Annotated in this window: 6 protein-coding genes; all 6 read right to left on the reverse strand. The window is 32.8% G+C overall.

Annotation, left to right across the window (positions count from 1 at the left end; all coding sequences use genetic code 11):
- Window positions 1-190: 190 nt before the first annotated feature.
- Entirely contained in the window at window positions 191-3502 is a 3312-nt protein-coding gene (locus QZZ51_RS01460; protein WP_291864865.1) for a VCBS repeat-containing protein, read from the reverse strand.
- Between the two features lie 103 nt (window positions 3503-3605).
- Window positions 3606-5132: a RagB/SusD family nutrient uptake outer membrane protein gene (locus QZZ51_RS01465; protein ID WP_291864868.1), complete on the reverse strand. Its 1527-nt coding sequence runs from the start codon at window positions 5130-5132 to the stop codon at window positions 3606-3608.
- A gap of 19 nt (window positions 5133-5151) precedes the next feature.
- Complete coding sequence (locus QZZ51_RS01470) at window positions 5152-8103, reverse strand: TonB-dependent receptor (protein ID WP_291864872.1); 2952 nt, start codon at window positions 8101-8103, stop codon at window positions 5152-5154.
- Window positions 8104-8541: 438 nt separating this feature from the next.
- Window positions 8542-9468, reverse strand: a complete 927-nt coding sequence (locus QZZ51_RS01475) for a DUF5017 domain-containing protein (protein ID WP_291864875.1) — start codon at window positions 9466-9468, stop codon at window positions 8542-8544.
- A gap of 29 nt (window positions 9469-9497) precedes the next feature.
- The gene (locus QZZ51_RS01480) at window positions 9498-11132 is read right to left on the reverse strand and encodes a RagB/SusD family nutrient uptake outer membrane protein (RefSeq protein ID WP_291864878.1); all 1635 of its coding nucleotides are present in this window, start codon (window positions 11130-11132) and stop codon (window positions 9498-9500) included.
- Between the two features lie 13 nt (window positions 11133-11145).
- Window positions 11146-13879, reverse strand: a 2734-nt coding sequence (locus tag QZZ51_RS01485; RefSeq protein WP_291864881.1) for a SusC/RagA family TonB-linked outer membrane protein, incomplete at its 5' end; no start/stop codon positions are given.

The following is a 13879-nucleotide window of genomic DNA, read 5'->3' on the forward strand; positions in this document are numbered from 1 at the left end:
GGTGTAAGCGTTCATAGCACAGGTGTATATTGATCAATTAAACTATTATTCTTTAATTTTCGGAGAAAGCATTTTAATTTTGCACAAGTAACTTATAGAACAAAAAGACTTAAAGGCATAAACGTTTATTAGTTTTTTATTTACTACTCTATAAAAGCATAATTGATTTTATCTTATAAAGTCTACATTATTACTCCTTAAAAAGATAGTAATAATGCGTATCATTATTATTAACCACTAATACAACTTTACCTTGGTTTGTATTTACTATTGCCATATTCCTAACATCATTGCTTGCAAAAAAACCATGTTCTCTATTAGGAATAAATTGAAAATTCCCTGTGTTATCTCCTTTTAAAAATGAACCAATCCCGGCATCTGACCTAGTGGTTTCAATTTCTGATTGATAATTATTCCCCGCCAATAAAATATCTTTATTATTATCCTCATCAAAATCTTCAAACAATATACTATTGATTGGTGATTGTTGCACCTCATTTGAAAAAGGAGAGAAAGTAAATTCATTATATTGATCTTGAAAAAAAATTCCCGACCTAAATTCTACTGCCATAAAATGTAATGCCTTATCTAAATTACTACCAACAATTCCTTTAATATCTCTGTTAGCAAAATCTGTATATGTAGGTACAATTTCGTTTAGAACTGGTATTTGTTCTGCTGTACATTGTTTACCTCTTACAAGCACTTGTTTATCTTTATAATATTTAGCCAGCATAATATCAGCGACTCCGTTATGATCAAAATCGGAAGTATACACATGAAAAGGTTTCTCTTTAGAAGCGTGGAATTTATAATTCAACCCTAAATTACCAGCAATAATATCCTTATCGCCATCGCCATCGACATCAGCAACCAGTAATTTATTCCACCAACCTGTGGCTTTAGATAGGTTATTATATTTTTTTGATCTTAATAATTTACCAGATATATTTTCAAAGACCTCTATACCTAACCATTCGCCTGTAATTATTAAATCTAGATCCTCATCTTTATCGATATCATTCCAAATAGCATCCGTTATCATTCCTATTTTCTCTAATTGAGGAGCTTTATTTTTTGTCTCTATAGAAAACTTACCGTCATTATTAACTAATAAATAACTTATTGGAGCATATGGGTATAAGCCTGGAATTACTCTACTTCCTACAAAAAGGTCTAAATCTCCGTCCTTATCGAAATCTGCGGAGACAACCACAGATCCTGCTGAATTTATTATAGGCAATGCATCATACGATTTTGTAAATTCCCCTTTTCCGTTATTAAAATAAAGACGGTCTTGCAATGGTTGTGTATTAACACCAAACTCATAACTTCCACTTACTACATAAAGGTCTAAATCTCCATCATTATCAGCGTCAAAAAAAGAAGCACTTACATCTTCATGGTTTTTATCTGTAATAAACGCTTTGGTTGTTATTTTTTGGAATTTTCCAGAGGTTTCCCCCAATAACAACTTACCCGCCATAGTATATGCTCCTCCCAAATACACATCATCGATACCGTCATTATTAACATCAGCCACAGCAAGTGCTGGACCTGTTTGAGACAATTTATGTGGTAATAGTAGTTGCTTTTTAAAATCGTCATATACTGGGTCTTCATGCGAAACATTCCATTTTTCTTTAATAAAAATTGCTTGTTTATTTTCTGATTTTTCTTGTGTAATTTTTGCATTTCTATACGCCACTTCAAGCAATTGATTTGACTTTACATGAAACAATTGTTGTGTTTTACCATCGGGCCAAGTAATCTTTATTTCGGGAATTACATTTTCTTTACCTAAACCAAAATGTAGTTTATTTGACACGGAAGATAAATACCCTCTAGACTTTACTAGTTCTCGTGTAAGAATTTTTTTTTGATTAAAAATTAGTTCCGCTTTAGCACCAACTCCTGACACATTTTCTTTTAATCCAGAAAATTGAATTTGAATATAATTTCCGCTACCTATTTCTCTAGCTTTATTTTTAAGTATTGTTGCCTCTTCATTCAAGTTATTTACAACCATATCCAAATCACCATCATTATCTAAATCTGCATAAACTGCTCCATTAGAAAATGTTGGTTTTTGTTTTATCCAATGGTTAGATTCATTACTAAATGTTCTGTCTCCTTTATTTTTAAAAAAATAGTTTGGCAATTTTTGCTGTGGAAGCATTTGCGTAAACTTTAAGAGGTCCTTGTCTGTAGGCTTACTTTTGCTACTTCTTATTATACTCTTTATTTCATTGGTTTTATCTTGATCAATAACATCTCTATACACACCATTGGTAATATATATATCATTATACCCATCTAAATCAAAATCTGCCATCAAAACAGACCAACTCCAATCTGTATTAGCAACGCCAGCTGCTTGAGCAATTTCACTATAGGTTCCGTTTCCATTATTTACCTGCAACATATTATGCATATACTGGTAATGGTACTCTTTTTCTACCATCGTTTTAAACTTACTTATAGAGGTCATTGCCATGGTTGTTTTTGACCTTACATAGTCTTCAGGACTCATGTCTAATGTCATTAAATCCATTAAACCATCATTATCAATATCGGCAATATCTCCTCCCATGCTATAAAAAGACATGTGTTTAAATAATTGATTTCTACTCTCAGAAAAGGTACCATCTCTATTATTAACATAAGTAAAATCTGGCATTTCAAAATCATTACTCACATAAATATCTGGCCATCCATCGTTATTTAAATCCCCTATTTGGGCATTTAAGCCGAAAGCTCTATCTGGCAATATCCCAGACTCAATAGACACATCAATAAACTTTCCATTTCCGTTGTTTTTATACAATTTATCGCTTCCTTTTAAAGCAATCGTTTTTGGATCCTCTTGAATTGTTTTTAAGTTTTTAATCTCACGATAATCTCTTGTTATTACAGGACTGTTTGCTATATACAAATCTAAATAACCATCTTTATTAAAATCAAAAAATGTTGCTGCTGTTGATCTATTGGCATCTGCTAATCCAAATTCTTCTGCTTTCTCTGTAAAAGTTAAATTTCTATTATTAATATAAAGTTGATTTACTAGCCGTTGGTCATCAAACTTCCCGGCTCGGCATATATAAATATCTGGAAAACCATCGTTATTTATATCCACAATCGAAACACTAGAATTAAAACCATCATTTTTTTTGAAACCTGCTTTTTTAGTAATATTTGTAAACTTTAAATTACCTTCATTTATATAAAGTTCATTCGATTTTAGGTTTGAAGTAAAAAACAAATCGATAAGTCCATCCCTATTAAAATCAGCAGCGGCTACTCCACCTCCGTTATAGGAATAGATATATTTATAATAATGAAAATCTTCTGACTCTACCAGTTCATTTGAAAAATGTACACCGGAATATTCAGATGATATTGATTCAAATAAGTTAGTTCCTGTAGCTACTAGAGGGGCATTTTTTTTACATGATGTAATAAATGCGCCAAGAAATACGAAAATAAAGGTTATTTTTCTCATTTTATAAAAATGATATTAATAGGAAAATATTAATTATTAAAAGAAAAACCCTATGGTATGTCCATAAGGTTTTTCAACTAACTAACTCAAATATAAAACACAATTAATTACTCAATTGTGGTGCTCTATCAATTTCTGACTGTGGTATTGGTGAAAAATAGTTTGCAGGAGATGTGTCTCCTTCAACAGGACCTACCAATTCATTTGTAGACCTGTTTGCTAAAGCATTTGCTACTCTTTCCATTCTAACAAGATCACCCCATCGAATAAATTCACCTGCAAGCTCCCATTTTCTTTCTGTAAATGCTAGCTCAGCCAAATCGCCTGTACTTAAATCAACATTACTATTTCCGTAAGCTCTTCTTCTAACTTTATTTAAAGCTTCCCAAGCCTCCACAGAACTGCCGCCAGATCGTCCTTCAGCCTCAGCATATATTAATAGTAAATCTGCGTACCTCATAAAATAAGTAGTCATACTCGTTGAAGAATTACCCGTAGGAATCTCCTCTAAAAGACCTGTTACTTTTTTAAAACTTGGGTGTGCCTCATCATCAAAAATTGTCCAATTAACAATATCTCCTTTCTTATGAATACCATCACTATCATCTTTTTTTAATTTACCTTCTAAAACATAGGTAGCATCTTTTCTTGGTCCTTCTGGAAAATCTTCTAAAAAGGCTATTTCAGCAAATACCTCGTTCCAACCACCTACAGAAGATGCGTATCCTAATTTACCAGTATGCCTATTTGCGTAAGAATTACCACAATCAACACAATGTGCTACCGCAAACACGATTTCTGAATTCAATCTGTTTTCATCTGCTATAGACCATAGTGTGTTCATATCTGGTACTAAAGCAAAACCATGTGCTCCTGCGTTATCTATAACAGTTTTAGCGCTAGAAGCTGCTAATGCATATTTACCACTATCTTTTAAAGGCCAACCCGCCCAATGAAGATACAATTTGGCCAGAAACGCTCTAGCAGAACCACTATTAGGTCTAATTGCAGCGTTTACGCCAGGGTATTTTACAGGAAGTAAACTTTCGGCATTAAGAAAATCGGACTCAATTTGCGTGTAGATTTCACTAATTTCAGATTTACCTAAATCAGGATCTATTTCTATGGTAAGGTTTAAAGGTACTTCTCCAAAAGTTTGGGTTAAATTAAAGTAATACAAACCTCTTAAAAAATATGCTTCTCCAATAAGAGAATTAATAGCGACTCTGTCACTCTCCTTACCTTCAAAATTATCTTTGTTTTCAATAATATTATTTACTGATTTAATAACTTTATAAGACTCTTCCCAGGCTGTATTAATTCTGCCAGATGCTGAAGTTAAGGTTCTTCTGTCCGCTTCTCTAAAAGATATTTTATTTTTACCACTGTGTGTCGTAAGATCATCGGCTCCGAATGAATTAATCCAAAATTGCGCCCATTTTACAGATAAACCTACTTGTTTATACGCACCAACAACTGAAGCCTCTAGACCTTCTAAAGAAGTTAAGTTAGCAGGATCTAACCTAGCAGCAGAAACATCTTCCTCTAAATTAACACATGCAGTAAGAAACACTACACATAGAGCGACTATAGTAATCACTCGCCTTGTTATTTTTAATTTATTTTTCATCTTTATTTTATTTTTTATATTAAAACCCAATATTAATTCCAAAAGTAAATGTTCTAGGATTTGGAGATGCTCCCCAATCTATTGAAGACCCCGAATCGCTAGAAGCACTTGTTGAACTTGCTTCAGGATCATACCCTGTGTAATCTGTAATAGTGAATAGATTTTGAGCACTAGCATAAACTCTAAGGGAGTTAAAGCCTTTTACCTCTTTAATATTGTACCCTAAAGAAATGTTACTTAATCTTAAGAAACTACCGTCTTCAATAAATCTTGATGAGTTTATAAAGTTATTCCCCGTGGCAGGAATATTAGTTTCATTAGTAGGTGTCCATCTATTTCTATACTCCCCAATAGTTGCATTATTTATTGCACCTCCTGGTAAGGATACAAAAGCTCTAGAAAGATTTAACACATCGAAGCCTTGTACCATATTTATTAAGAAGTTTAAATCAAGGTTCCCGTAGGTAAGTGTGTTATTAAAACCAATAGTATAATCTGGTGTACCATTACCTGTAACACCTAAAACCAAACCATCAGTATCTTCTAGGTAACGCGCATCACCAGGGGTGCCATCTGTAGCGCCTGATTGATGTGTACCTAAAAATGTTGGCCCATAAAATTGTCCTAAAGGATCACCTACTCTAATAATACCCATACTACCTGCTGAGTTTGAATTTTCTCCAGCTGGGTTTACAAAAATTTGAGTTTGCCCTTCCGTTAAGCTAACAACTTTGTTTTTATTTGTTGAAAAGTTAAGAGCGGAGATCCAATTAAATTTATCCGTTGAAACAACTTTAGCGTCTAAATTAAACTCGAAACCATTATTAGATACCTCTCCTATATTTCTCAAAATAGTTCCTCCTCCTTCATACGCAGGTATTGGCACTGCCAATAAAAGGTCTGTAGTATTTTTTCTATACGCATCAGCACTTAAATTTATTCTACTGTTAAAAAAAGAAAAATCTACACCAATATTGGTTTGTGTTGTTGTTTCCCAAGTTAAGTCTGGATTACCTGTAGCTCCTAGGGCTATTCCTATGCTTTCTGACAAACCGTTAATTGGAAAATTAGCCTCGCCAGGCGAGATGGTATTCGAAGTAGAAAAAGGCGCTATAGACTGGTTTCCTGTTTCACCATAACCTCCTCTTAATTTTAACCTATTTATAAAAGAATTATCTGAAAATATATCATCTAATTGATATGCGGCAGATATTGAAGGAAATATACCTGTTTGGTTACCTGATGCAAATACAGATGATTTATCCGAACGAATTGTTGCAGTTAAGAATAATTTTCTATTGTAATTATATTCTCCTCTACCAATCCAAGACTCCATAGTACGTGGCTTAAGAATTGAGCTTATATTTGGAGTAGTACCTAATTGTATAGAGAAAAAATTAGCCGGAATGTTCATTGGTCCGCCATTTGCAGAAAACCCTCTATTTACATTCTTGTAAATTTCATAAATACCCGTAAGTTTTAAATTACTTTTAGTAAAGTCTTTATTCCAAGTAAGAATATTACTGTTTTGTAATGTAATATCACTTGCAAATGAACCATTAGCAGAAGGTGGCTCTACACTACTACCTGCTGGCACACCTCTATAACCCTCTGTTATTTTATTCTTATGCAACAAACCACCAACAACGTTAAGTGTTAAATTATCAACAATTTTATATGAAAGATTAAGATTTGCATTAAAACTATTGGTTGTTACATTGACATCCGATTCGCGCCTTACAGCAATAGGGTTTACTAACCCAACACCATTTGGAGACATTAAATTATAATTACCATTTACATTTTTAACAGGTAAAGTTGGATCCCATCCTAAAACAGCAGTTATTCCTCCTCTTACATCTGTAGATGTTCTTTCTCCATTAGCTACTAAATTATGAGAGTCTTCTATGCCCCCAAACAAGTTTAAACCAATAGATAATTTATCATTAACCTTTGCATTTAAATTAGACCTTAATGAATATCTTTTATAATTTGTATTTATACTAACACCACTTTGATCTACACTATTTCCTGAAATAAAGTAACTAAATGTATCATCGCTACCACTTAAGGATACTTGTAAGTTATTTGTTATGCCTGTTTGAAAAAATTCTTTCTGATAGTCTGCTCCACCTTCAGTAACGGTGAGGCCATTAATAGTGGCAAATTCTTGAGAGCTTAATAAATCAATAAATTCTGGCACTTCTGAAACACTTGTAAAATAGCCCACATTAATTTTGGCTTTACCACTACCTTTTTTAGTAGTAACTAGAATAACACCATTTGCACCTCTAGAACCATATATTGCTGTTGCCGATGCATCTTTTAAAATTTCCATTGACTGAATATCGTTGGTATTTATAGATTTTAATTCCCCGCCAATAATACCATCAATTACTATTAAAGGTTGATTATTACTACTGATAGAGTTAGCTCCACGAATACGTATTTTTATATCTGCTCCAGGAGCACCAGAGTTTTTACTCACTTGCACACCAGATGCACGACCAGACAAAGCATCTTCGACCCTAAAAATGGGTTGTTTTTCAAAATCTTTAGCTCCTATACTAGAAATAGACCCTGTTAAATCACTTTTACGCTGTGTACCATAGCCTACCAAAACCACTTCGTCTAAAACATTATTTGCGTTTAGACTTACATTAATAATGGTTTGTGAGCCAACTACGATTACCTTCGTATCAAAACCTACATAAGAAATAGCAAGAGAAGCTTCTTCTGATACATCAATAATGTAGTTACCATCAAAATCGGATACCGCCCCATTAGATGTTCCTTGTTCAATAACATTAGCCCCTGGGAGTGGCTCCCCTGATTCATCGGTAATTGTACCTTGGACTGTTTTAGCTTGAGCACTAGCAGAGTTTGTTCCCAAACCAATAAAAAAAACAATTAAGATTAGACCCAGTCTATTCTTAACTTTACATAAGAAAAAGTTAGAAAAAAATTTCATATTCGTTAAAGTTTAGTTAATTATTTAGTAACAAAGATTATTATTAGTCTCTGAAAATATAGGGGGGTAAATATTCAAAATAGAGGGATTATTTGTTCATTTCTACTGCTCTAGTCTCTATTAAGTATGAAAGCAGCCTGCAAGAACTCAGGATAGTAATCATTTTTCTATAGCTATTAAAGAGGCTCTGGATGTGGTTTTTTTAAAAGTATAAAAATCTCCTCTTTTTTAAACACCCACTAACTTTATGCATTAAACCTTTAACTTTTAGAAACTTATATTTTTAATATAAGGAAAGCTATATAAATAATGAAACCTAAATACTTTGAGCTCGCTCGCAGTATTTAGGTTTAAATATATTTGTTTCATTAAAAAGAGAACTTTCTAAAAAGATTAAAAAATTAGAGCCCCTTAGAAATTCTTAAACTAGAGGATTCATTAATCCGTCACAGTAATTGTAAATTCTTGATTTTTTTCTTGTTTATCGTGTATAGTCTCATTCTTACCAAGAAAGGTTACAGTATATGTTCCTGCTTCTGTATAGGTATAGGTAAAAGACTCTAACTTTTCGGAATATGTCTTTAACGCAATACCTTTGTCTGGACTTACTTTTGTTAAATTAATGGCATTGGTAATTAACCAATCTTCATTAACTATTTTATTGCTATTCCCTCGCATTCTCCAATGCTTTTTTCCTGTATCAAAATACCATTTAGCTCGGTTCCATCCTGTATGTATCCCTTGCACATCAACTGTTTGAAATCCTGGATCATTATCGTTTGCGACTGTAAGTGGCGCAGGAGCACCTTCTACATCTGCCTTAATAGTAAAATCATCAAAATACCACTCAGCACCCCTATCTGTTACATTATCAGAAAAATACTTAAAACCAAAATAAATAAGGTCTTCATCGGCTAAATCTGTAATCTCAACAACACCAGAACTCTGGAATGTAAAATCGTAAAGTGTAGATATGTTGAACCTATCGGTAATCTCCGTCCAACTTGCACTACCTACTGCTTCAGCTGTACCACTTCCATCATAATCTTTAGAATACCAAACTGACAGTGTTTCTGTTGCATTAGAACCTTTTCCCCATTTTTGTGAGTTTAAAAAAGACATAGTTACTTTTCCTTTTGCTTTAGTTCTATCCTTAAATTTATATTGATGCTGAAAATCTCCTGAATAAAAATATAAGAAATCTGGTGCGTTATTTATTTTAAAATTAACTGGCTCCCCAACTTTTACTGTAGTATTAAAAGCTACTTCAAAGTCAGGCTCTTCTACAACTTCTAAATCTTCGCAACTGTGAAAAATAAAAGCTACGATAAGCAATGTTGAATATATATATAATTGTTTTTTCATTTTTGTATGTTTTTTAATTAATATACCTTTTACCAACCTATGGTCTGCTTTAAATTTGTGTTTACCCCTAATTCTTGTTCTGGAATTGGAAGTATATAATGCTTACTTGCATCAAAATCATTATAACCATCAAAATAATTAAAAGATGCATGAAGCGCATTCTTTCTAATATTACGGCTAGAAGGTTCATCTCCACTTTCTGGAATACCATCTGGGCCCAAATTAGGCTCCCCATAAGATGTCCAATCATCATTAATAAAATTAGTATTGGCTGCTAAGGTTTCCATTATATTCTTTGTCTCATTTACTTTTTCCTCTAATATTCCCCATCTTACAAGATCGTATTTTCGGTGTCCTTCAAAACAAAGTTCTAATAAACGTTCTTCTTGAATTGATGTATCATCAATAGCCGTTAGAGGTGTTGCTTTAGCTCTGTTTCTAACACGGTTTACTGCGTTTAATGCAAGACCCGATCCAGGGTTTAACTTATTTTCTGCTTCTGCATACATTAACAACATATCTGAAAATCGTAGTACTGGCCAATGGTGTGGGCCATAACTAGAATTCGTATTATTGGGTTCTAAATTTCTACGATATTTTGATGCTGGGTATATAAATTGGTTATTTATAACACTTAATTGACAATCATTATTCCTTTTATTAAAATAAGGATAAGTATTCCAAAAGCCTCTTTCATCTGTAGGATCAGATCTATATTTTTGAATTAATGGAATCGTTGCATAGGTTAAAGCATAGCCTTTTCCACAACCTTCATCGTCAATTTTCATTCCAAAAGCAGAACCTAATTTTGAAGATTGGTTGGAATCTAAATTAGCAAAAGAAAAACCTATTTGGAATAACATTTCCTTTGTTTCATAATTTCCCATTCCCAATTGGTTGAATATATCTTCATAACTAGAGTTTAATTGATGATATGAATCGTCGATAACTTTCTTACTCCAATCTCTAGATTTCTCATAAGCTCCTTCTTCGTTAAAAGGCTGGCTTGCCATATATAAATATGCTCTTGCTAACAACCCTCTTGCTGCACTTTTATTTGCTCTACCTGCTATAGATTCCCCTGCACTAGGTAAATATTGTTCTGCAAATTCTAAATCTGAAACAATTTGTTTGTATACATCAATACCTGGTGTTCTTGGTAATAATTGCTTATTAGTTTCTTCTGTAGGCATTGGTATACCTTCTATACCTCCAAATGCTCTTTGTATATCAAAAAAGAGAAACGCTCTTAAAAAATGTGCTTCTGCTAAAAATTCTTGTTTAACACCTTCTTCCAAAGAAGAATTTTCAAGACCTACTAATAAGGTATTTGCTGCTGAAACACCCTCGTAATAAGTACCCCATATATTTCTTAACAATGGTTCTGATGCTGTGAAATTATTTTTAAGAATATTTTTAATTCCCTTTCTATTATAATGTCCTTCATCTGTTGAGTTGGTAGGATACTGTGCATTTATTACAGCATCTCTATAAACCAAAACAACACGGCTATACACACCTGCCAAACCAGCTAGTGCACCAGAGGGAGTATTGTATAAGTTCTCTGAAGTAATATTATCGTTTTGAGAAATTTCTAATTGATCATCACAACCTTGGAATATAAAGGTGGTAAGAATTATAATTAATATAAATTTTATTTTCATGGTTTTATTTTTTTTAAAATGAAACATTTAAACCTAAACTAATAGTTCTATGTTTTGGGTATGCAGAATAATCTATACCCGGTGTTATTAGCGAACTTGCAACTGACACATCTGGATCAAAACCTGTATATTCTGTCCATGTAATTAAGTTTTGTCCAGATAAGAATAACTCTAAACTATTTAACTTTAATTTTTCTAGCGTGTTTTTAGAAAAATTATACGAAAAATTAACCGTTTTTAATTTAATGTAAGAACCGTCTTCAATAACTCTAGACGATACATCTTCAAAGCCTTGTCCTCCTGCTCTATGTAAATCTGTATCTTGATTTTCTGGAGTCCATCTGTTTAATGTACTAGCTAATTGGTTTTGATTAGGTACTGACATACTTTCAAAGACTAATCTATTTGCATTTAAAATATCATTTCCATAAGACCATTGAAAAAAGGTGCTCAACTGAAAATTCTTATAACTAAATGTATTTCCTAAACCACCAAAGTGTTTTGGTAAAGCATTTCCAATTATAGTTTTATCTCCACTAGTTATTTGTCCGTCTCCATTTAAATCTTTAAATTTTTCATCTCCTGGTTGGTGGCTTTTATAACTAGGCTCTCCGAAATTTAAAGTGTGCATAGAAGCGGTAGAATCATAATTTTCAAAATCGCTTATTTGATAAACCCCATCAGACACATAACCATACATATTTCCTAAAGACTGTCCTTCTTCTACAAGAAATTGATTAGTACTTAGTCTACTGTAATAATTTGGTCTTCCAAAAATTGGTTTTCCATCTGGTAACGATACGATGGTATTTTGATTGAATGAGATATTAAAACTTGTTGTCCATTTAAAGTCCTTAGAAGAGATATTGGTTGTGTTTAAACTAATCTCTAATCCTCTATTTCTTACTTGTCCCGTATTTGTCCAAACACTTTCAAAACCTTGAGACAAGGCTGTATCAGCATTTATAAGCAAATCATTGGTGTCTTTTTGGTACGTTTCAACTCCAAAAGATATGCGGTCGTTAAAAAACCCCATATCTACACCAACATTATATTGTTCTGTAGTTTCCCAGAATAAATTAGGGTTTGCTCCAAAACTTGTTGGTCGTTGCCCCTGTATGGTTTCTCCGTTAAAAAAGTACGAAGCATCTATATCTGTTAAAAATTCAAACCTAGCAGAGCTTGGGATTCTATCGTTACCCGTTTTACCATAACCAGCTTTAAACTTTAATTGAGAGAATACACCTAACTTATTTATAAAAGATTCTCTATCTGCATTCCAAGAAACTGCTGCAGATGGGAAGTAACCTACTCTATTTTTTTCTGGGAAATTTGAAGATGCATCTCGTCTTAAAGAAGCCGTAAATAAATACTTTCCTTTGTAATCATAATTAACTCTACTTAATAACGAAAAAATTCTTGATTCATCATCTCCATTAATATCGTTGGAGTCATCTAATGTACCCCCATCTAAGGAATTAATTCCTAGGCCTTCTAAGTACTGTGGTATATCGATATACCTAACTAGCGTACGATTGCTTTTTCTAATATTTAATGTTGCTCCTATTAAAGCATTTATAGAGTGGTCATTAAATGTTTTTTTATAATTTAATGTATTAACCGTTGAGAAATTTCTATTCCTTTGGTTATCTATTGATCCACTTATTCCATCAATTTTATTTACTAACCTACCGTATACCGTTTTACTATTATTAAAAAGACCTGTATTTCTAAATTGTCTATTGAAACTTGCTTTAGTTTCTAATCTAAAGTTTGGAGACAATCTATATTTTAAGCTAAAGTTAGCTATAAATTGGTCTGTTTCTCGTTTTCTATATTCGTTGTTTAATGATACTATTGGGTGCCAGCTTACAATGTTTATTAAGTCATAATCTTCGCTCACATCGTCTAATGGATCAAAACCGTTTGGATAATTTATAAATTTATTACTAACATTATTATAAGTAATAAGATTTCTCATAAATGAGTAAGATGATGTACCCTGGGTATCTAAACCTTCTTGTGTATAGTTCGTGTATAACACATCAAAAGTGGCATCTAGCTTATCATTTACTTTATGATTTACAGTCATTCTACCATTTAGTCTGTTATATTCTGAATTTAACAACGAGCCTTGATCTTCAATAGCATTAATAGAAGCGTTGAAACTAGTTCTATCACCACCGCTAGATATATTTAGCTTATGGGTTTTAGAATATGCTGTTCTAAAAGCTTCGTCTTGCCAGTTTCTGCCTTTGACTCCTATATAATCTTCAAGCTCACCAGCTCTTACACTCTGTCCTAAATTTTCATCATAAACAGAAAGAAACCTACTAGTTGTACTCGATTCATTAATTTCTGATGAAAGTTTTAAAAACTCATAAGGTTCTAAAACATCTAATTTTTCGGAAACATTTTTCACATCTAATCTAGTTTGATATGTGATTTTAGTTTTCCCTGACTTTGCCCTTTTAGTAGTAATGATAATAACCCCATTGGCTCCTCTTACTCCATAAATAGCGGTTGCAGATGCATCTTTTAAGATACTCATGGATTCAATATCTGAAGGATCAATAAGGCCTGGGTTAAAATTATCTATAATAAACCCATCCATAACATATAAAGGAGAATTATCCCCGTTAACTGTATTACCTCCTCTAATTACAATATCTAAGCCACTTCCTGGCTCTCCATTACCCGCACTTACTTGTACGCCTGCTACTCGCCCTGCTAAAGCTTCATCAAAA

It is taken from the genome of Maribacter sp., assembly GCF_016744255.1.
GTDB lineage: Bacteria > Bacteroidota > Bacteroidia > Flavobacteriales > Flavobacteriaceae > Maribacter_B.